The sequence below is a fragment of the Dyadobacter chenwenxiniae genome, from assembly GCF_022869785.1.
Lineage (GTDB): Bacteria > Bacteroidota > Bacteroidia > Cytophagales > Spirosomataceae > Dyadobacter > Dyadobacter chenwenxiniae.
The window spans coordinates 3,907,867-3,929,761 of the sequence record NZ_CP094997.1 but is presented as its reverse complement, the minus strand read 5'-3'; the positions used below and the strand labels follow the sequence as shown (position 1 = coordinate 3,929,761).

General features: G+C 45.8%; 18 protein-coding genes. 8 read left to right on the top strand and 10 right to left on the bottom strand.

Annotation, left to right across the window (positions count from 1 at the left end; all coding sequences use genetic code 11):
* The first annotated feature begins 93 nt into the window (after window positions 1–93).
* From MUK70_RS16830 to ppk1, 3 genes are all read left to right on the top strand, one after another.
* On the top strand, window positions 94–1,794 hold the full coding sequence (locus tag MUK70_RS16830) for a hypothetical protein (protein WP_234653910.1): 1,701 nt from the start codon (window positions 94–96) through the stop codon (window positions 1,792–1,794).
* A 117-nt stretch (window positions 1,795–1,911) separates the two neighbouring features.
* Window positions 1,912–3,867: a DNA topoisomerase (ATP-hydrolyzing) subunit B gene (gyrB, locus tag MUK70_RS16825; RefSeq protein WP_234608070.1), complete on the top strand. Its 1,956-nt coding sequence runs from the start codon at window positions 1,912–1,914 to the stop codon at window positions 3,865–3,867.
* A gap of 169 nt (window positions 3,868–4,036) precedes the next feature.
* A complete protein-coding gene (gene ppk1, locus MUK70_RS16820; protein WP_234653908.1) occupies window positions 4,037–6,355 on the top strand; it encodes a polyphosphate kinase 1 in 2,319 nt (772 codons plus the stop codon).
* On the opposite strand, the gene MUK70_RS16815 is transcribed toward ppk1, so the two are convergent.
* Genes MUK70_RS16815 through MUK70_RS16805 form a run of 3 tightly spaced genes read right to left on the bottom strand, consistent with a single transcriptional unit; the run spans window position 6,356 to window position 10,852 of the window.
* Window positions 6,356–8,830: a bifunctional UDP-N-acetylmuramoyl-tripeptide:D-alanyl-D-alanine ligase/alanine racemase gene (locus MUK70_RS16815; protein ID WP_234653906.1), complete on the bottom strand. Its 2,475-nt coding sequence runs from the start codon at window positions 8,828–8,830 to the stop codon at window positions 6,356–6,358.
* A gap of 36 nt (window positions 8,831–8,866) precedes the next feature.
* Window positions 8,867–9,994 carry a magnesium/cobalt transporter CorA gene (gene corA / locus MUK70_RS16810; RefSeq protein WP_234653904.1) on the bottom strand — a complete coding sequence of 376 codons (1,128 nt, stop codon included), beginning with the start codon at window positions 9,992–9,994 and terminating at the stop codon, window positions 8,867–8,869.
* A 6-nt stretch (window positions 9,995–10,000) separates the two neighbouring features.
* Complete coding sequence (locus MUK70_RS16805; protein WP_234653903.1) at window positions 10,001–10,852, bottom strand: universal stress protein; 852 nt, start codon at window positions 10,850–10,852, stop codon at window positions 10,001–10,003.
* Window positions 10,853–11,207: 355 nt separating this feature from the next.
* Here MUK70_RS16805 and MUK70_RS16800 point away from each other — a divergent pair, with 355 nt between their 5' ends.
* Both MUK70_RS16800 and MUK70_RS16795 read left to right on the top strand, forming a co-directional pair.
* Entirely contained in the window at window positions 11,208–12,608 is a 1,401-nt protein-coding gene (locus MUK70_RS16800) for a dicarboxylate/amino acid:cation symporter (protein ID WP_234608075.1), read from the top strand.
* A gap of 23 nt (window positions 12,609–12,631) precedes the next feature.
* Entirely contained in the window at window positions 12,632–12,985 is a 354-nt protein-coding gene (locus tag MUK70_RS16795) for an ArsC family reductase (RefSeq protein ID WP_234653901.1), read from the top strand.
* Here MUK70_RS16795 and MUK70_RS16790 read toward each other — a convergent pair.
* On the bottom strand, window positions 12,982–14,208 hold the full coding sequence (locus tag MUK70_RS16790; RefSeq protein ID WP_234653898.1) for a THUMP-like domain-containing protein: 1,227 nt from the start codon (window positions 14,206–14,208) through the stop codon (window positions 12,982–12,984). The genes MUK70_RS16795 and MUK70_RS16790 overlap by 4 nt on opposite strands.
* 257 nt (window positions 14,209–14,465) lie before the next feature.
* Here MUK70_RS16790 and acs point away from each other — a divergent pair, with 257 nt between their 5' ends.
* Window positions 14,466–16,355, top strand: coding sequence for an acetate--CoA ligase (gene acs, locus MUK70_RS16785; RefSeq protein WP_234608078.1), 1,890 nt, complete (start codon window positions 14,466–14,468; stop codon window positions 16,353–16,355).
* 198 nt (window positions 16,356–16,553) lie between these two features.
* On the opposite strand, the gene MUK70_RS16780 is transcribed toward acs, so the two are convergent.
* The 6 genes from MUK70_RS16780 to MUK70_RS16755 form a co-directional block, all read right to left on the bottom strand.
* Complete coding sequence (locus MUK70_RS16780) at window positions 16,554–16,709, bottom strand: FeoB-associated Cys-rich membrane protein (RefSeq protein WP_234653896.1); 156 nt, start codon at window positions 16,707–16,709, stop codon at window positions 16,554–16,556.
* A 20-nt stretch (window positions 16,710–16,729) separates the two neighbouring features.
* The gene (locus tag MUK70_RS16775) at window positions 16,730–17,263 is read right to left on the bottom strand and encodes a YfiT family bacillithiol transferase (RefSeq protein ID WP_234653894.1); all 534 of its coding nucleotides are present in this window, start codon (window positions 17,261–17,263) and stop codon (window positions 16,730–16,732) included.
* 118 nt (window positions 17,264–17,381) lie between these two features.
* Entirely contained in the window at window positions 17,382–18,173 is a 792-nt protein-coding gene (locus MUK70_RS16770) for an inositol monophosphatase family protein (RefSeq protein WP_234608081.1), read from the bottom strand.
* Between the two features lie 7 nt (window positions 18,174–18,180).
* Window positions 18,181–19,368, bottom strand: a complete 1,188-nt coding sequence (locus MUK70_RS16765) for a lipoprotein N-acyltransferase Lnb domain-containing protein (RefSeq protein WP_234653892.1) — start codon at window positions 19,366–19,368, stop codon at window positions 18,181–18,183.
* Window positions 19,358–20,059: a 16S rRNA (cytidine(1402)-2'-O)-methyltransferase gene (gene rsmI, locus MUK70_RS16760; protein ID WP_234653890.1), complete on the bottom strand. Its 702-nt coding sequence runs from the start codon at window positions 20,057–20,059 to the stop codon at window positions 19,358–19,360. Before rsmI ends, MUK70_RS16765 begins: the two co-directional genes overlap by 11 nt.
* Before the next feature lie 25 nt (window positions 20,060–20,084).
* Complete coding sequence (locus MUK70_RS16755; RefSeq protein ID WP_234653888.1) at window positions 20,085–20,330, bottom strand: 4a-hydroxytetrahydrobiopterin dehydratase; 246 nt, start codon at window positions 20,328–20,330, stop codon at window positions 20,085–20,087.
* Between the two features lie 263 nt (window positions 20,331–20,593).
* Here MUK70_RS16755 and MUK70_RS16750 point away from each other — a divergent pair, with 263 nt between their 5' ends.
* Together MUK70_RS16750 and MUK70_RS16745 are read left to right on the top strand one after the other, a co-directional pair.
* The gene (locus MUK70_RS16750) at window positions 20,594–21,022 is read left to right on the top strand and encodes an OsmC family protein (protein WP_234653886.1); all 429 of its coding nucleotides are present in this window, start codon (window positions 20,594–20,596) and stop codon (window positions 21,020–21,022) included.
* A 40-nt stretch (window positions 21,023–21,062) separates the two neighbouring features.
* Entirely contained in the window at window positions 21,063–21,884 is an 822-nt protein-coding gene (locus tag MUK70_RS16745; RefSeq protein ID WP_234653884.1) for a thymidylate synthase, read from the top strand.
* Window positions 21,885–21,895: the final 11 nt, after the last annotated feature.

Genomic DNA, 21,895 nt, shown 5'->3' with positions numbered 1-21,895 from the left:
TATAAATCCGGTTTTAAAGGTTTAGTTTTGAATCAGTAAATGCTGGGTTAAAGGATAAGCCCGGGCAATCAATTCAAACTACTTTTGCTTAATATGAAGTTACGATTTCTCTCGGGTATCGTTATATGCTTGGTCATTCTTGTATACTTATTTTACAACTACTATTACTCCGTCAATTTTCCGTATCAGGACGATTTTCTATTAATCCAGTTCATTGAGGTTGTTTCGCAGGGCGGGCTTGGGGTTTCCGGGCTCATTACCGAACTTTTCCGCACATTCAACGACCATAAAGCGGTTGTTCCCCGTCTGATTTCCCTGATTGAGTACACCTTGACCGGTCATCTCAATTTCCGGTTTTATATCACGCTGGTTTCCATCAACATTACTTACATTTTCTATTTCATTTATCTTCAATACAAAAAGACCCGGCTGCCGCTCTATTATTTCATTCCTGCCGCATTTCTGTATTTTCAGCCGCTTTACTACGACGTCTCGGGCTGGGCATTGAACGGGATGCAGCATTCGTTTCTGACGGCGTTTACCGTAACCGCTATCATTCTGGCTTCGCGACGGACCAATCTGGCGCTTTATGGAGCTATGCTTTGCTGTTTTCTGGCCACTTTCACGCATGGTAACGGTATTTTGTCCTTCCCGGCGATCATATTTTACTTTCTCTGTTTCAGGGACTTTAAAAGGGCTATTATTTCCGGGGTATTCATGATCCTGTGTCTGGTCATTTATCTGGCCGGTTACGAGTCGGGTCAGGCTGTTAACTTGCCGAAGGACCTGGTTGTGTTTTTCTCTTCCCTTTTCGGCTTTATTGGTTCGGCAATGTCACTCTGGGCTTTTCCGGTGTTTTTCTCGGCGGTTTGGGGAGCGATAATCATTGCATTTATGGTTTACATCGTCTGGCGTGTGGCGGCGATATATTTCAACAAACCGGTAAACATTAAGCCCGGAACGGTCGAGTTGCTTACCTTGTTCGCATTCATCTTTATAACGAGCACGGTGATCGCACTTTTCCGCTCCTGGGCGGGCAGCACAATTGCAAGCCGGTTTCAGATATATGCGTCGCTGTCCACTGTTATCTTCTACATTCTGCTGCTGGACTATACTTCCATTTTTCGCAGAAAAGCCGTTTTTTACAGCATTACCGCACTAAGCATTTTCTACTGCGTTTATTCTTACTACAAATTTACCGGAACCGTCGCGATCAAAAGAACGACCTATCTGGCCGATGTTTACAATTGGAAAACGAACCGCAATATGTTTTCGGTTGAAAAGACAATCATCAGAAACGGAAGCTTTTACCTGATCCCAGGCTATGAAAAAGGATTTTTTCATTTACCAAAACCCATTGTAGAGCGGAACCAGCTGGATTCGATGTTAAATGCGAACGGCAAAGCAGCCAGGGATTACCAGCTTTATGTGGAAGACTGGAAGCTGGAACGGATGATCCGGGACGGCGTTGAGCATCTTACCTATTACTTTGTCGCCAGCAATGCGCTCCCCGAAAGAAAGGGACTGGCAGGCGACCGGTTTATGGTTTTGAGGGATCAGAAAACAGGCGTTATCCATCTCATGAATGCCAATCCGAAGGTAGATGCGCGCAAGGAAATTCTCACAAAAGGACATTATTACAAAACCGGCTTCAATACACTTTTCAGGCAGGATGACCTCGTTCCGGGAACCTATGACATGGGTATTTTGGACGTAAGTAACCGCGGGGAAAAGGTGTTTTACAAATTAGATAAATCCCTTTTTGTATCTGGCTCCCAATATAGCCTGAAATAGTCTTTCTGATGTTATCCCAATGTTTTTTCCGCTAGGTTAGACGGTAAAAAAATCGTATCTTTACGGGCTTAAAAGGCCTTGAAATGGTTCTTTTTATCCAAGTGTAAAACAAACTATATGTCAAACGAAGCAGTGATTGAAGTAAATAGTTATTCAGCCGAAAACATCCAGGTTCTTGAGGGTTTAGAGGCCGTTCGTAAGCGTCCGGCCATGTATATTGGTGACACTGGTTTTAAGGGGGTTCACCATTTGATTTGGGAGGTTGTCGACAACTCCATTGACGAAGCGATGGCTGGCTATTGCGACACCATCAATGTTACAATTGAGAAAAATAACTCCATTACTGTTCAGGATAATGGTCGTGGTATTCCCACAGGAATGCATACAAAAGAAGGCAGGTCTGCATTAGAGGTCGTTTTGACCGTTCTGCATGCCGGTGGTAAGTTTGATAAAGATACATACAAGGTTTCCGGTGGTTTGCACGGTGTAGGGGTTTCCTGCGTAAATGCACTTTCAATTCATTTGAGAGCGGAGATCCACCGCGAAGGAAAAATATTCGAGCAAGAGTACAGCGAAGGCAAGCCGCTTTATCCTGTAAGGACGATCGGGGAGTCAGAAAAAACAGGGACGTTTATTCACTTCCTGCCCGACGCAACCATCTTCACGGTTACCGAGTTCAAATACGAGACCGTAGCAACCCGTCTCCGGGAATTATCCTATTTGAACAAAAGAATCAGGATCACCCTTGAAGACAAGCGCGAGGAAGACGAAGACGGCAAATTCAGAGGCGAAGAATTCTATTCCGAAATCGGTTTGAACGAGTTCGTAACCTATCTTGATGCGACGCGCCAGCCATTGATCCCTGAGCCTATCCACATGGAAACATTGAAAGGATCTGTTCCGGTGGAAGTAGCGATGATGTACAACACTTCTTACAGCGAGAATGTATTTTCTTATGTGAACAACATTAACACCGTCGAAGGCGGAACGCACGTTTCCGGTTTCCGGGCGGCGTTGACAAGAACATTGAAAAACTACGCTGAGAAATCAGGGGTTCTTGCCAAAGAAAAAATCGAAATCAGTGGTGACGACTTCCGGGAAGGCTTAACAGCCGTTATCTCTATCAAAGTGCAGGAGCCGCAGTTCGAAGGACAGACTAAAACCAAACTTGGAAACTCGGAAGTGACCGGTGTTGTGAGTCAGGTTGTATCTGAAATGCTTGATAATTACCTGAACGAGCATCCAAAAGAAGCCCGCGTCATTATTGATAAGGTAATCCTGGCTGCCAAGGCACGTATCGCTGCCAAAAAAGCACGCGAAATGGTGCAGCGGAAAAATATCCTTACTGGAACAGGTTTGCCAGGTAAACTGTCCGACTGCTCCGAAACAGACCCGAATGTTTGCGAACTGTATCTGGTCGAAGGGGACTCTGCGGGTGGAACGGCGAAACAAGGCCGTAACCGTGCATATCAGGCGATTTTGCCGCTTCGTGGTAAGATCCTGAATGTGGAAAAAGCGCAGGAGTATCGCATTTACGAAAACGAAGAGATCAAGAATATGTTCACCGCGATGGGTGTACAGATCGGAAAGGACGGCGACGAAAGGGCTTTGAACATTGACAAGCTTCGTTACCACAAGATCGTGATCATGACGGATGCCGATATTGACGGTAGTCACATTCGTACATTGATCCTGACGTTCTTCTTCCGTTATATGAAGATACTGATCGACCACGGCTACATTTACATTGCACAGCCACCGCTTTACCTTGTAAAAAAAGGTCGTGAAGAAAGATACTGCTGGACTGAGGCACAAAGAGAAGCTGCTATCCGTGAAATTGGTGCGGGACGTGAAGAATCTGTTAATGTGCAGCGTTACAAAGGTTTGGGAGAAATGAATGCGGAACAATTGTGGGAAACGACCATGAATCCTGACAAGAGAAGCCTTAAACGGGTTTCGATTGAATCCGCGGCAGAAGCAGACCATTTGTTTTCAATGCTGATGGGCGACGAAGTGGCCCCGAGGCGCGATTTTATTGAGAAAAATGCCAAGTACGCGCGTGTAGACGTATAACACTTGACTCCCGATAAGTTTTGGAAACGGATGGCTGTCAACTGCAGTCATCCGTTTTTGTTTTTTTGACTGAAATTTAACAGAAAGTTCATGTTGGCAGAAACATTAGATACTTAGATTCGTTAAATTTTTATTGCTATTCGCAAACACAACCCTTAAAGAATAAAATATGTCCGGCTCCACCGATCCCATATATAGCAACGGCAAAAAAGGCAGATTGAATAACCTGTTTGCTTTTTTTAAAAGTACCAAAGGCCACGTCTCTCCAGAAGACAATAAAGTTATTGGCCCGACGAGTGAGAAGGCCAACACACTTGTGCAGCAGAGCGATCTGATCAGCCGGGATCTTAGTTGGCTGAAATTCAATGACCGCGTGCTGGACCAGGCAACCAATGAAGAGCGAAATCTGTTCGACCGCCTGAAATTTCTAGCCATTACTTCATCCAACCTGGACGAATTTTTTACAATTCGTGTGGGCAGCCTCTATAATTATCTGGATTTCGGAAAAGAGCGGCTTGATTACTCAGGTCTGAGGGAAATTCCTTTCAGAAAAGTGCTTATGCGTGAATTGCACGAGTTTGTAAGGAAGCAGAATGACTGCTATAAAAATCAGCTTTTGCCTCTGTTTGAACAGCACGGTTTTAAGATCATTAAGCTGGACGATGTCCATGACGACGAAAAGGCGGCCGTTGAAGAATACTTTGAGCGGACGGTTTATCCGATGCTGACGCCCATGCTGTTTGACTACACCCACGCATTTCCGGTCTTGCTGGCCAAAGTGTTGATCCTGGGTGTGATCACACAAGTGAAAGGGACGACTGCAGAAGAAGATCGAAAGCTGTCATTTGTGCAGCTGCCTTTAAACCTGCCTCGTTTTTATGTGATAGATCGGGAAGAGGAATTGTTGTTTTTACCCATTGAGGACATTGTGAGGGCTTACATTCACAAGCTTTACCGAAATGTAGACATTGTTTCCACAAATCTTTTCAGGATCATCAGGAATGGCGATTTCTCTCTGGAAGAAAGCGACGATGTGGAGGCGGATTTCATTGATGAGATTAAGCAAAAGATAAAAAGCAGGCGTTTGGGACGCGTTGTGCAGGTTTCCATCGAGCATGACACCAATCCTGACTTGCTGAGCCTGATAAAAAAACGTTGGGAAATTGACGATTATAATGTCTTTCCGATTGATGGTTTTATTGATTACACGTCATTCTGGGGCATTATCAAGCATCCTGAATTCAAGGATCAGATTCCCGCAATCCATCCGCCTGTGCCCCCGCTGGGACTCGACAGGGAGCGGATTCCCGACATTTTTGAAGTGATGCGCGAGCGAGATATCCTCCTGCACCATCCTTACAACAATTTCGAGCCTGTATTGCAGTTGCTGGAACAAGCTGCCGAAGATCCAAAGGTTTTGTCTATCAAACTGACGATTTACAGGCTGGCGAAAAATTCAAGGGTAACCGAAGCGCTTTTGCATGCTGCTGAAAATGGCAAGCACGTCGCGGTTTTATTCGAGGTGAAAGCTAGGTTTGACGAGGAAAATAACATCCGCGAAGCACAACGACTGCAAAAAGCAGGCTGCTTTGTGATATATGGAATTGGCTTGCTAAAAACGCATACGAAGTTGCTGCTAATTGTTCGTAATGAGGGAAATCGGGTGTTGCGTTACGCCCATTTGTCAAGCGGGAATTATAATGAGGAGACTTCGAGGCTTTACACAGACACAGGTTTGCTGACTTCCAACGAAGAATACACGCACGACATTTCGGAGTTTTTTAATGTTATCACCGGACATTCAATTCCATCTGAATACCAAAACCTGATCACTGCGCCGCGTTATATGCGCGATAAGTTGGTTGAGTTAATTCAGCAGGAAGCGGAAAATGCCCGTGCAGGATTGAAGAGCGGGATTTGTATCAAAATCAACTCCCTGGAAGACAGAACGACCATTCTCGAACTTTATAAAGCCTCTCAGGCAGGCGTTCCGATCAAATTAATCGTGCGCGGCATGTGCTGTCTCCGGCCCCAGCGTGCTGGGTTAAGTGAGAATATCACTGTCAGATCGCTTGTAGGCGACTTTTTGGAACATTCAAGAATATTTTATTTCCATCAGAATGGCAATCCGCTTGTTTATGGCGGAAGTGCTGATGCAATGGTGCGGAGTTTCGACAAACGCATCGAATCACTCTTCAAACTCGTGGACCCGCGTGTGCGCCAGGAGGCCATTCACATTTTATATTACAGCCTGCAAGACAATGTAAATGCTTACGAAATGCAGGAGGACGGTAATTACATCAAATGCGAGATCGTAGAAGGAACCGAGCCGCTGAATGTGCACGAAGCATTTTACTATGTAACACTCGACCAGGTGATGGCTACGTCCCTTTTCGAAGACGAACCGATTCGTGGCGCCACGTCAGAAATCGCTGAGGTCATTGAATCAGAAGAACTTACCGAAACCCGCGACGAGACGCAAGTTTAGTTATTCTTTGTAGAAGACCCGTTTAACACGGTCCCCGATGCCAGTCAGGATTTCATAGGGGATCGTGTTAATTTGTTTTGAAAGTTCAATAATCGACATTTCCTTCCCGAAAATAATCACCTCGTCACCTTCTTCCACATTGGCCCCTGTTACATCGATCATGGTCATATCCATGCAAATGTTGCCGATTGTCGGGCATAGCATGCCATTTACCCACACTTTACCAATGCCGTTGCCCAGCCCGCGATCATAACCATCCGCATACCCGATGGCGAGCGTCGCGATTGCAGCATCATGATCCAGATGGCCCCGTCGGCTGTAACCGACCGTTTCACCTGCGGAAAGATATTTGATCTGTGATACAACAGTCTTCAATGTTCCTACCGATTGCAATGCTTGCTGCTCCTGCCCGGTTGCCTCCACGCCGTAAAGCCCGATTCCCAGACGCACCATATCCAGCTTATAATCAGGGAACCGAACAATGCCAGCCGAATTCAGTATATGTTTAATGGTAGCATAGCCTAATGCTTTTTCAATTCTTGTGGCACCTTCCAGAAAAAGATCAAACTGCTGTTTTGAAAAAGCGTTATGAACACCCTCGTCAGCGCCAACGAGATGTGAGAAGATCGACGCGACCTTTATGTGTGGATTTGCTGTAAGTGTTTCAATGAGCCAGTCCAGATCATCTTTCACAAATCCCAGACGATGCATGCCCGTGTCAAGCTTCAAATGAACGGCCGGGATTGCTGCGGTGACTTTGTTTTTATTTACGAATGTGATCCATTCGGTGAAAATCCGGTGACTGTAAATTTCAGGTTCTAATTTGTATTGCAAAAGCAGGTCAAATGCTTGCGAAGTAGCATTCATGACCATAATCGGCAGCGTAATGCCGCTTTGCCTCAAAACGACACCCTCATCGGCATAGGCAACGCCCAGATAATCCACGCGATGAAATTGCAGCAAAGAAGCAACTTCCGAACTTCCGGTCCCATAAGCGAAGGCCTTAACCATCGCCATAATCTTGGTTTGGGCACCTACCTTTGACCGGTAAAAATTCAAATTATGTGATAATGCGTCCAGGTTAATTTCAAACACAGTTCCATGCGCTTTTTGCTGCAACCGCTGGACGATCTTTTCAAATGAGAACGGCCTGGCACCTTTGATGAGTACAAGGCTATCGTACAGTGAGTTGAATGGAAATTCTTGCAGGAACGTTTCAGTATCGCCGAAAAAATGCGTCCGGGTAATGTCGAACGCTGCCGCCTGGCCGCGCATTTCTGGTCCTATGCCGATCAATTGATCGATAGCCTTCTCTTTTAGGAGCTTGGCAACAGTTCTGTACAATTCTGCCGGCGTTTGCCCAGTTTGCAAAACATCCGAAAGGATTACGGTTCTTTTCTGGCGCTGTTCTTGTTGCGAAAGAAAGTTAAGCGCCATGGAAAGTCCCTGTAAATCATTGTTATAAGCATCATCGATGATGTAATTGTGATTAATGCCTTCTTTGAGTTCCAGACGCATGGAAACCGGTTTCAGCAACCCGATGCCTTCCTGAATAACGGCACTTGGAAAACCAAAGTCCAGCAGGAAAACGATGCAATGTGTCAGGTTTTCGAGGGAAGCTTCGTCTGTGAAGTTGGTCTCGAATTTTTCATTACCAAACTTTCCTTTTAGTGAAATGGTGGTTTTAGACTTCTCTTTTTGATAAGACGCAACGATATCAGCGCCAGATGCCGGTTTGCCCCAGCTAATGGTTTTCAAAAATGTATTTACGGGCTTTAATATCAGATTGATCTCTTCGTCGAGCTCTGCGTAATCTTTGCGGTAAATGAGTTTTTTAACCTTCGTAAATAAGCGAAGTTTCTCAGTGATCTTCTGCTTTCGGCTTTTAAAACCATCGTCATGGGCAGGGCCAATATTGGTAAATATGCCAATCGTTGGCTGCATAATGGGTTGCAAGTATTCCATTTCGTGCGCACGCGAAATGCCCGCTTCGAAAATCCCCAGCGTGTGCTGCTTTCCAATATTCCAAACCGATAACGGGACGCCGATTTGTGAGTTATAACTTTTCGGGCTTGCCACAATGGTCTCCCGGGGGGATGCCAGCTGGACGAGCCATTCTTTAACAATAGTCTTGCCGTTACTGCCTGCTATGCCCACAACCGGGAGGTTGAATTGTCGCCGTTTCTCAGCAACCAATGCCTGTAAAGCGCGGATACTGGATGGCACAACCCAAATCCTGGCATCATTCCAAACCGCCGTTTCCCAACGTAGCATTTCCGTATAAGCAGCATCTTCCACCACAAATTCCCTCACGCCGCTTGCATACAAAGCCGGCAAAAACTGATGTCCGTCGTGGCGGTCGCCTTTAATTGCAAAAAATATGCTTTGACCAGGAAAGGAGATCTGGCGGCTGTCTGTGAGCAGGTAAGCGGCGTCAGTGGTGATTGTTTGAAAGCTGTTTACAGTAAGGTTCATTCCAATGCGATTTTCAGGCCACAAAGGTATCAAACCTTACATCCATTTCTTGGATTTGAAGTAAAATATCAGCCCGATCGTCACCGCGATCATTAATCCCCAGACATAATAATATCCGTAATGCATTCTCAATTCGGGCATATTATCGAAATTCATGCCATAAACACCCACGATAAAAGTGAGCGGCATAAAAACTGCCGAAAAAATCGTCAACGTTTTCATGACCGAATTCATGCGGTTACTGATCGTGGACAAGTGCACGTCCGCAAGGCTTGCTACGAGTTCGCGATACGAGTCAATGGTGTCCAAAACTTGCATCGCATGATCGTAGAGATCGCGCAGATAGGGGATTGTATCCTTATTTATCAATGGATTATCCTCACGGATCAACTGGTTGATCATATCACGCAGCGGCCATATAACCCTTCTGGCCATGGTCAACTCGCGTTTGAGCGAGTAAAGTTCTTTCAGCGATAGTTCTTCAGTACCCCGGATCACCTGGTCTTCCACCGTATCCAGGCTGTCTCCCAGTTTTTCCAGCACGATGAAATAATTGTCAATCACGATGTCCATTAATGCAAAAAGCAAATAATCAGCCCCATTCCTGCGTGTTTTACCCACAGAAGCCTGCAACCTTTCCAGTACTGGCGTGAAAATATCATTGCTAAGCTCTTCCTGAAATGACAGTAAGTAATCTGTTCCCAATACAAAACTGACGTGTTCCGCAGAAATACAAATCGGCGATTCCGAATCGACATGCAGCATTTTCAGAGTCAGGAACAAATGTCCGCTGTCGTATATTTCCAGTTTCGGCTTGTGCTCCGTGTTCACCACATCTTCCAGCAAAAGCGGGTGCAGCTGATACAGCTTCCCAATTTTCGCTATTAATGTGGTTTCATGGATCCCATCCACATCAAGCCAGGTAACCGCTTTTTTACCGGAAGTTTCAGGGCTGCAATCCAGCAGCGATTTCACCGGCTGGTCCCGGAAGATCTGATCATTGTAAACGATTTTCCGGATTTTGGTCTTTAACTCAACATCCGGACCAATATAAGTTAGTGTCCCGGGAGAGGTCAGCAGATTTTTCTTATATTTTTTCGGCTTGCGGTTCCCCGGAATCAGATCTTCCGGCTGAAAAGTCCGTTTGTTCACTGCATTATTCAAGGCGTTTTACTTTAAGTGAAAAACCAGCAACGGCACGTGTGTGTCAATAATCAGTTTCCGTGTAATGCTTGGATTGATCAGGAATTCTTCAATAAATGAGCGCTCGCGCGACGACATGATCAGCAAATCAGCTCCTACTTCGTCACAATATTCCTCTATGCCATCCAGCACATGCCGTGCTTTGCGAAACACAATGTTATCGTCCGCGATAGAGAAATTGGATTTGATTTCACTAATATATTGATGATCCGCCTGAATGTCCGGCTGTGAATCCGATTGTATTTTCAGCAGCGTCAGATTAGCCCCAAGGTGATTCATAAGCACGTAAACTTCCCGCAAAATGTCTGTTTCGTCGTATTCAAACTGAGAGGCATATACGACCTTCTGAAATTTCTTTGGGGTGCTTTGCGGTGGAATTACCAACACAGGACAAGTCGAATGGAGCGCAATGCCCGTAGCAGAACTGCCAACCAGTTTATCCAGAAAACCACCTGTTCCGGTTCTGCCGATGACGATTAAGCCAGGATTATGGGCTTCGATGGCTTCCTCAACAGCAGATTGCACGCTGCCAATGCCCCAAATTGCCTCTGCCTGATAACCTTCCGCCTCAATTTCTTCTATATAACGTTCCAGTCTTTTCTGGAATTCTTCTTCCAGTTCTCCGGTCATGGAGAGGAAATCGCTGCCGTCAATCCCGGGCAGCACATTGCCGGGCGTAAGGTTAACGTCCGCTATATAAGGCTGATAAGCATGCAATATCAGAAGCTGGGTAGTCTCTTTTTCAGCGATAATCTTTGCCGCAGCCAATGCACGCTCCGCGTTTTCGGAAAAGTCAATAGGGATAAGGATCTTGTTCATTGTCAGGGCCTGTTTTTGTAATTCGAATGATGTATTTCCGAACATATCAAATTTACAGACTCAAACCAAAGAATCGTGCCCCTTTTAAAACAAAGATAATTTATAGGTTGTGGACCGTTGACGATTCGCAGGCAAACCCAATCTTTTCAAATTTCTAAGACGCACTTTAAAATTGAGTCAAACCAATATTTATTTTTCAGAACGTGTATAGTTTAATACAATCATTAAATAATATTGTCCAAAACATATGATAAATTTTGTGTTTCGCCTTAAATGCGTCTTTGTTGATAGTTGGGCTTAAATTGATTTTTTATAAGTTTACTGTTGAAACCGATTCTCCATTCCAATATCCTGTATGAAGAGCAAGATTACCATCATCAACATTGTCCTAGTTACCATTGCTGCAATAGCCACTGTGCTCAATGCCTACGATATCATCTCTTTATCCGACACGGTCTTACTTAGTCTTCGCTGGGCTGCACTAGCCGGATTGATCATATTTGCCATCCTTAAAAGGAATTTAACCACTTCCATCCTGATTTCCATGCTCGTTGGAACGGAGATTGGTTATGATTTTCCAAAGATGGGCACGGAGCTGCATTTTCTGCGGCAGATCTTTTTGCAGATGATCAAAACCGTGATTGCCCCATTGCTTTTCGCAACGCTTGTAACGGGGATCGCCGGACATTCGGATTTGAAACAAGTGGGTAGAATGGGCTGGAAATCATTGCTTTATTTTGAAGTCGTGACCACATTTGCCCTGCTGATCGGCTTGTTTTTTGCTAACTGGTTCAAACCGGGCGTAGGCATCATTCCTCCCGAATCATTGAATGCCACTTTGCCGAAAGTGGCGGAGCAAACCTGGCAGGACATTGTGCTGCATTCATTCCCTGAAAATATTGCCAAGTCAATTTACCATGGAGAAGTGCTTCAAATCGTTGTATTCAGCGTTTTGTTTGGCATAAGCCTTGCATTGCTGCCAGCTGCGAAGAAAGAGAAATTTGTTCACGGGGTGGAATTACTAGCGGAGGTGATGTTTAAATTCACAAAAATCATCATGCTTTTTGCACCGATTGGTGTAGGCGCTGCCATTGCCGAAACGGTAGGTCACATGGGAATTGACGTGCTGAGAAATCTTGCGCTTTTACTGGCAACATTGTACTGCGCATTGATCGTCTTTATCCTCATTGTTTTTGTTCCCATTGCGTTGATCGCAAGAATTCCGGTGATCAAATTTGCTAAGGCCATTTTCGAGCCGGTTTCCATAGCATTCGCAACAACAAGCTCTGAATCTGCGCTGCCAAAGGCGATGGAGAAAATGGAGAAATTCGGGGTTCCCCGCCAGATCGTTTCATTCGTTATGCCGACCGGTTATAGCTTCAATCTGGATGGTTCTACATTGTATTTAGCCTTGGCAACCGTATTTGTGGCCCAGGCCACTGGCACAGAAATGTCCATAGGACAGCAACTAACAATGGTTTTGCTACTGATGCTGACCAGTAAAGGTGTTGCAGGAATTCCAAGGGCAACATTGGTGATCCTGCTCGGTGCCATTGCCAATTTTGGAATGCCAGAGTGGCCTGTGTTGCTGATTATGGGCATCGACGAGCTGATGGATATGGCGCGGACTTCTGTAAATGTAACAGGAAACTGCCTGGCAACGGCGGTCATAGCACGCTGGGAGGGTGAATTGGACGATCAGAAAATGCATAATTCAGACCTGGTTCAGGAAGAGCCAGTTATTAGAGAAGTTTAGTTTTTATTGAATAAATTATTTTTATGTTGACGGTTTACGGAATACCTAATTGTGATACAGTTAAGAAAACACGCACGTGGCTTGAAAAAAATAACATTGAATATGCATTTCACAATTACAAAACGGAAGGCATCAGCAAGGACAGGATCAAAGTATGGTTCGAGAGTTTGCCCTGGGACAAGGTTGTAAACAAGGCCAGCACAACATGGAAAGGCCTTTCCGACGAAGAAAAGGCCTTAATAACGGACGAAAAATCGGCGGCGAAACTCATGATGGCACATACGTCGGTCATCAAGCGCCCGCTCGTTGAAGACGAATCCGGGAAAGCTGTGGCAATCGGGTTTTCCGAAAAGGAATATGCAGAGAAATTCCTTTAACGCGACGGTTTCACTGTAACGATCATTACTCTAGCACTATGAGGAAGCGAGGTGGCAAAGAGATAAAATTTGCCGCCATCTTTTAGCTTTAATTTTTTTCTCAGATCCTCAACACTGGCAGGGAAGTTACGGACGGTCAAGTTCGCCTTATCGCCTTCAATAACCTTCTTAACCTCACGCATGGCCGGTTTGCAAACTGCAACCACTTCAAAAACACGTCCGGGAAACTCATTGATCAAGTCGTCCGACGTATATAACTGAGTGTTAATGGCGAGTTTGGAAAGTGAGTAAGTGCTGCAAATGGTCCTGAATGCACCCGCCTTCAGAACAGCGGCGTGCGGTTCGTATAGATATTTCAATGGCTTTGTATACTGAACCTGGGCCAGTTGCTCCGTTTCACGGGTTAAATCCAGCTTATTCAGAACTTCGCCTGCGCTATTGATAATCCGCACCTTAATGTCAAATATATCCGCAATCCAGTCTTTTTTCAATACAAACAGCAACTCCTTACATTCACCTTCATAGCCGATCACATGCACTTCTTTGAGATTTCTGAGCGATTTAGCAGCCAGATCAATGTCAAGCAGCGGAGAGGTTTTGAGCAGCACATTGGGCGCGCGCTCGAATAATATGGGCAAATGCTCGACTATATCTGGCGTGCAATCGCCTAGCAGCACCACTTTTTCATGATTTGCATTACGCCTTGCAGGATCAGCATAAATCCAGTCAGCGCTGAATGACTCAGCTTTCAAAGTTTCGATCGAATCGACAGCATGCACCGTAATATTATTGACGCCTAATTGTGCAAAATTGTATTTCGCTGCTTCTGCAACCGCAGGCTGTTGTTCAAAATAATGTACATCCTGAAAATTCTCCTGCATATAATAGCAGTCAACGCCCATGCCGCCAGTGATATCAATGAGTTGATCGCCAGAGAGTAATGTGGCCTTATAACGTGCTGTAGCTTCCGATGAACTTTGTTCAACCGAAAGTGCGGCAGGGAAGACGAGCTTATGATTTGCGGACCATTCCGGCAGCTTCTTAAGCGCTTTTTGCCTGGACTGGATTTGTTCGGCCAGTTTCTTGATATCAAGACCCTTCGTTGGCTTGCCGCGCAACATAAGGTCGCTTACATTCTCTCGCAAATGTGCCTGAATGAACTCAATTTCTGGTAAGGAAAAGCCGGGTTCGGTTTCCATGCTGTGGGGAGTGTGCTCGTTCATGAGATTTGGTGTGTTTAGTTACTGGTGCCGAAAATACGTCATTTTACATGTCTGTCACAGTTTTGCGCTCTATAAGCGCGCACATTACAGAATATTAAAAATCCTCCGGCTAAATGACGTCCGGCTTGCCATTGATTATCAACGTAATGCAGTTTTTGTACTGTATTTTCTGTTTTGCATTAAGTAGGACTAACCAAATGAAAATTATAAATTGTCGCCTCATATCCCTTAATCCCTAAGTCTAACCTTTATTTATCATGAAAATTAAGACCTTTGAAGCGTATCAGGCTGCCTACAAACAAAGTGTAGAAGATCCCGAAGGTTTCTGGGCAGAAGTTGCCCAACAATTTCAGTGGCGCAAACCATGGAAAAAAGTCCTGAGCTGGGACTTCAGTGAAGCAAATGTGAAGTGGTTTGAAGGCGGAGAGCTCAACATTACCGAGAATGCACTGGACAGGCATCTTGCAGAAAGAGGCGATCAGCCTGCCATTATCTGGGAATCAAACGATCCTGAAGACAAATCGGTAACTATTACATATCGCGTTTTATACGACCGGGTTTGCCGTTTTGCCAATGTCCTGAAAAAACATGGCGTAAAAAAGGGGGACCGCGTCTGCATATATCTGCCCATGGTGCCCGAGCTCACAGTAGCAGTGCTTGCTTGTGCACGCATTGGCGCGATCCATTCTGTTGTTTTCGGTGGTTTTTCTGCCAAATCCATTGCCGACCGCATTAATGATGCCGAGTGTAATATGGTGATTACTTCCGACGGTGCTTTCCGCGGATCCAAAGTGATCCCGATGAAAGAAACCGTTGATGCGGCTCTGGATCAATGTCACAGCGTAAAACATGTGATCGTGATGACGCGCACGCGGACGCCGGTTTCCATGCTGAAAGGTCGCGATCTTTGGTGGGAAGAGGAAGTGAAACACGTGGATTCCGTATGTCCGGCCGAGCCCATGGATGCGGAGGATACATTATTTATTCTTTATACGTCGGGTTCAACGGGTAAGCCTAAAGGAGTTGTGCATACATGCGGCGGTTACATGGTTTATGCGACCTACACGTTTGCGAATGTCTTTCAGTATGAACCTGGTGAAATTCATTTCTGCACGGCCGACATTGGCTGGATCACGGGTCACAGCTACATCGTTTACGGACCGCTTTGCTATGGGGCTACTTCGGTGATTTTTGAAGGCGTTCCTACTTATCCGGATGCGGGTCGTTTCTGGGAAATTATTGCCAAACATAAGGTTAATATTCTTTATACAGCCCCGACAGCCATTCGTTCGCTGATGAGTTTTGGTTTGGATTTTGTCAAAAAACATGACCTTTCGTCGCTTACAAAACTGGGTTCAGTAGGGGAGCCGATCAACGAAGAAGCCTGGCATTGGTTCAAAACCAACATTGGCCATGACCATTGTCCGCTTGTCGATACGTGGTGGCAGACGGAAACAGGCGGCATCATGATCTCGCCGCTGGCTGGGATTACGCCTGAGAAGCCGACATTCGCGACATTGCCGCTGCCGGGCATTCAGCCGGTTTTGGTGGATGAAAACGGAAAAGAAATTGAAGGGAACGGGGTTAGCGGCAACCTTTGTGTGAAATTCCCGTGGCCAGGCATTATCCGCACCACATACGGCGACCATGAGCGTGCGAAACAAACCTATTTTTCGGCCTATCCGGGCATGTATTTTACAGGAGACGGATGTTTGCGCGATGAAGACGGTTATTACCGCATTACGGGACGCGTCGATGATGTTTTAAATGTTTCGGGACACCGAATTGGCACAGCGGAAGTTGAGAATGCCATTAATATGCACTTGGGTGTGGTTGAATCTGCTGTCGTTGGTTACGCGCACGACATCAAAGGACAAGGAATTTACGCCTATGTCATCGCCGAACACGAACCGGATGATCCTGAAATGTTCAGAAAAGACATTGCCGCCACAGTTTCGCGCATTATCGGACCGATCGCTAAACCGGATAAAGTTCAGTTTGTAACAGGCTTACCAAAAACGCGTTCAGGCAAAATCATGCGTCGGATTTTAAGAAAGATTTCGGAAGGTGATATGAACAATCTGGGTGACACATCCACATTGTTGGATCCAGCGGTTGTGGAGGATATCAAGAAGGGAGCGTTCTAAACAGGGAGCTCCTCCGGAGCTTTGGAATCGGGAATAATACGTTTTCTAGAAACAGGGAATGCCCCTGGCATGGCGTTAGCCGATGTCAGGGGCATTCCCTGTTTCCGAAACGCCAAAAAAGCCGCAGAGCGGCTACCTGTTTCTAGCAAATTATTTTGTTATTTAAGGTGCGGCTCCGGAGGAGCCTCCTGGAATGTGTTACGAATGCTTCGCAGTCATCGCTTTATCCGCCGCACACCCGCATCCCTTCGCGCATCCGCCGCCATTTCGCTTGTCGAATGCTTTCCAGACACGCCAGCCCATGAAACCGACTGCTGTAAGGAAAAGGACTAATATGATGATCTGCTGTACCATGCTTTACTAACAGCCTGTTTTTACCAATTGTTCCTGGCCGCGAGCTGAAATGCATGCTGATAATGATGTTCGCTGTGCCATGCGTAATTGGCAATCACTTCGTCGAGGCGGATAACGCGGCCGGTTACAGGATGCGTGTAGGTTCTTGCCAAGTCATTTTCATCCATCGAATTGAGCAACAAAACCCACCTCAAATGAATGTAACGCAACAGCTGGATTGAAAGCTCTACCTGTGCCATTTTTGCATCCGGAAGCTCCGCCCACAATTGTTCTTCATACGGCTTGACCACAGGGTTATCCTCGGTCATCGCCAATCTACAACGCACGTAAGCATTCATGTGGCTGTCCGCAACGTGGTGCACCAGCTGCCTTATTGTCCAGCCATCCGGGCGGTAAGGTGTGTTATATCTATCGTCGTCCCAACCTCCTAAAAGATTGATAAATTTAGATGGTAATGCACTGATGATCTGAATGTTTGACTTGACTTCTGCTGGTGTGTACAGCTCCTGGCGCTGGAAGTTGCCTATTGGGTATTTGAGTTGTTCGATGTCCATGGGGGGTAATTTTGAATGAGTGAATGAGTGGTCGCCGCTGCGATGAATGAGCGGTTGCTGCTGCGATGAATGAGCGGTCGCCGCTGCGATGAATGAGCGTGTGTCGGACGTTTTCCATTTAAAAATTTTCCCGGATTACTTCGACCAGCTCTTTGTGGCCTCCTGCGGCGGCTATAATGTCGCCTCCGAAGAGGTAATTGTCGCCTCCGTTGAAGTCGGTTACGGTTCCGCCGCCTTCTTTGATCATTAGTACACCTGCCGCCATGTCCCAGGAATTGAGGTTGTATTCATAAAAACCGTCAAAACGGCCGGCGGCAACGTAGGCAAGATCCACTGCTGCTGCTCCCATTCTCCGGATCCCGTGCGTTTTTTGCATCAGCAATTCCAGAATGTACATATAGCGCTTCTGCTTTTCGAATTTATAGTAGGGGAAACCTGTGGCGATCAGACTGTCGGCCAGCGATTCTACATTGGAAACCTTCATGGGCTTGCCATTACACCACGCGCCGCCGCCTTGCCATGCATAGAACATTTCGTTCAGGCTGGGTTCGTGGATTACGCCTACGAGCAATTCCTTTCCTCGCGCCAATCCTACGCTGACGCAATAGACAGGAATGCCGTGAATAAAATTGGTTGTTCCATCCAGCGGATCAATGATCCAGTTTAATGCGGTCGGGTCGGGTTCCTGGCCGGTGGTGCCTTCTTCGGTAATGAAACTTGCTTCGGGAAGCAATGCATTCAAGCCTGCCACAAGCAATTTTTCCGCTTCCTTATCGACGTAGGAAACCAGGTTGTTCAGGTCTTTGTATTCGATTTTATCCCGCGAAAACAAGGCTGCTTCCTGCTGGATAAAGGAAGACGCTTGTCTTACGATTTCTATGGTTTGTTGTGTAAGCTGTTCGAGATTCATTACTATACTATCCTTTCTGGGGAATTTTAGAGAGTGAATTATTCATGTAGTAAACCCGGATGACCAGTATTAATATAATCGGAATTACGACATAATTATGTTTTAACAAATTACCTGTTGCGCAAAGTAAGAGAAATCCGTAAAATATCAACAAGAACGAGAACCAGGATGGTTTCTTCTTTCTCGAAATCTGGAAAATCAGCGGCATCCACAGCGGAAACGCCCACAAAATATCATAATTCCATTTGGTATCATGATGCTCGGTGGCAAACCATAGTAAGGTTAGCAACCAGCCAGCAAGACCTACAATTGAGAAAAGTATTTTGTCTAAAAGAAAATTCAACTTCTCCTTTTTGATCTGCCAGTAAGTGATGCCTAATGTTAACACCGCAAGTGCCCAGAAGACATTCATTGGCGCAAAAATACCGCTGTAATTTCGGGGCTCGGCTTTGAAATATTCATTTGTAGACTTCACCAGCGGCGTCAGGCCCGAAGCAGTCTTCATTCTTGCGTCGGTGAATGCAATGGCCAGGTTATCAGGCAAAAAAGTGGCTTGTTCGGGCGTGGCAATCTCGTCTGCGGGCGTTCCTAGGGCAAGGTCCATGCCAAAGTCCGCCCAAGGATTTTGCTTGAATGCATAACGATCGATCCATTGTCTGAAACTCAGCTTTTCGTGCGTATAACCTTTGTAAATTAAACTGTCGCCGCAGGCTTCTTTTAATGCAACGGCCAGTCTGCTCGCACAGTTATCGTAGAAAAATTTGTAGGAATAAACCCTGTTTTGAGGCAGGTAATTGGTTTCCAGATAATTGAAGAGCTTTTGTTTTTGCGGAATGCTGAGGTTAAGCACTTGCTCAGAAATAGATCGGTTTTCGGCGCGGTAATAGTCCAGCTGGGGTCCGAGCGGATGAACCGAAATGCTGTATGGCAAGTAACCGCGCATGAAATTGATATAAAAATTGCCCTGGTCAAAACTGAATGTTCCGTAACTGTAAGCATTATCAATGCGGAGCACCGGGTCGTAAATCCAAAGCACGCTATGTCCAAAACCTGAGTATAATTCATCGCCCGGCCCGAATGTAACCAGACTAACCTTTGCTTCGGGGCTTAATGTGGCAAACTGGGCATTTGCGAATGTTTTGGTCAATAAAAAAACGGCAACAAACGCAATCAATCTAAAAATGCTAATCCTCATATTTATCTGATTTCTTTTTTTCTTCAACTTTCCCGGCCAGAACAATCACGATTTCGCCCTTAATGGTTTTTTCTGAAAAGTAAGCAATGACCTCTTCCAGCGTTCCACGGGCATTTTCTTCATAAATTTTGGTCAATTCCCTCGCGACTGAAACCTGCCGGTCCGCTCCGAAAAACTCAGCGAATTGCTGTAATGCTTTTACCAAACGATGCGGGGATTCGTAGAATATCATTGTCCGTTCTTCTGACGTCAGGTTTTGCAAGCGCGTCTGGCGCCCTTTCTTGTGGGGTAAAAAACCTTCGAATGTAAACCGGTCGCTCGGCAAACCTGAGTTAACCAAAGCAGGCACAAAAGCAGTCGGGCCTGGCAGACATTCTACCTGAATGCCCTGTTTGATACATTCCCTGACGAGCAAAAATCCGGGATCAGACACTGCAGGCGTTCCTGCGTCCGAAACCAGCGCCATACTTTCACCTTTCAGGATCCTTTCCACCACCCGCGTAACCGTTTGGTGCTCATTATGAACGTGGTAACTATGCATAGGCTTGGAAATGCCCAGGTGTTTCAGCAGATTACCCGAAGTCCGGGTGTCTTCTGCCAGAACTACGTCCACACTTTTTAGAACATTGATGGCGCGAAGTGTAATATCTTCCAGGTTGCCGATGGGCGTGGGGACTATGTAAAGTTTCATTGAATGCAATGGGCAGGCCAGGCAGCTATTTTTTAGTTTTTTCAAAAATTGTATCAATCGCGGCGGCGAGTTTTTGGTCTTTTTCAGTAACAATGTCGCCAGCGTCGTGCGTATTCAATTCAAATGTCACTTTATTATATGTGTTGGTCCAAAACGGATGGTGGTCCATTTCGTCAACCGTTTCCGCGACCTCGGTCATAAAGGCAAACGCTTCCTTGAAATCCTTGAAAGTGAAGCTCTTCGTCAATTTGTTATCGTCCTCTTTCCACATGTCATTTCGCGCTTATTTTATCAAAATCCTTTAAAACGGCATAATAAAACGAATATACGAGGTTTATGTATCTTTTTAAATTATTAGGTTAAATAGCCGAATCGCGTTTGATGAAGTATATTTGAACTTTGATCCGGTTGTAATCCTTATTAAAATATAATAACCATTTGAACCGTCTTGCCAAACGCGAGGACGTTATTTCAAATGGCTTTTGAAACATTTTATCATTAAAAATGCCCCGCTGAAACAATGGGGTAACTATTATGAAAGTAGAACTCGTTCGTGTTGATGACGCCTTTCATTTTGAAGGCAGTGGTTCCTCAGAAGTAAAAGTCCATACCGACGGCTCGCCCGAAATCGGCGGAAGTAACCTGGGCGTGCGGCCTATGGAATTGTTGTTAATGGGTTTGGCAAGCTGCAGCGCCATTGACGTAGTACTCATCCTCAAAAAGCAACGCCAGGATATCACCGATTTCCGCGTTAGTGTGGAGGGCGATCGCACGCAAGAAGCGGATACGCAGCGTAAGCCATTCACTAAAATCCACCTGACATTCAAATTCGCAGGTAATAATCTGGATGAGAGTAAGATACAGCGTGCGATCGGCTTGTCTATGGAAAAATATTGCTCGGCAACTGCCCAGCTGGAAGCGCTGGCAACGATCACTTATGACGTTGAAATTGCAACCGTTTAAATAACATTATCTTCTTTTTAATAGCATTAATTATATCGCAATGCAGCAATATCAGGATTTGTTACGCCATGTACTCAAACACGGAGTTCGCAAAACCGACCGCACCGGCACTGGCACGGTCAGTGTTTTTGGTTATCAGATGCGCTTCAACCTGAAAGACGGCTTCCCGTTGGTTACCACTAAAAAAGTGCATACGAAATCGATTATTCACGAGCTTTTATGGTTTTTGAAAGGCGATACCAATACGAAATATCTGAAAGACAACGGGGTCTCCATCTGGGACGAGTGGGCGGATGAAAATGGTGACCTCGGGCCGGTTTATGGAAAACAGTGGAGGAGCTGGGAAGGGCCTGATGGTAAGACTGTGGATCAGTTGCAGGAAGTTTTGAAGCAATTGAAAAATGCGCCGGACTCGCGCCGGATCATTGTTTCAGCGTGGAACCCGTCGCAGTTGTCAGAAATGAAATTGCAGCCTTGTCACGCTTTGTTCCAGTTTTACGTGGCTCCGCCGGATGAAGACGCTGGTGAAACGAAGGGCAAATTGTCTTGCCAGCTTTACCAGCGCAGTGCGGATGTTTTTCTGGGGGTTCCGTTCAACATTGCCAGCTATGCGCTTCTTACCATGATGATTGCACAAGAATGCGACCTGGATCTGGGTGATTTTATCTGGACTGGCGGCGACACGCATATTTATCTCAACCATCTGGAGCAAGTGGGCGTGCAACTGAGCCGTGAACCGCGTGCGCTTCCCAAAATGATTATTAATCCGGATGTTAAAAGTGTTTTTGATTTCAAATTCGAAGACTTTGAATTGCAAGATTATAATCCCTGGCCGGGCATCAAAGCGCCGGTGGCAGTTTAGCCATTTCGCGG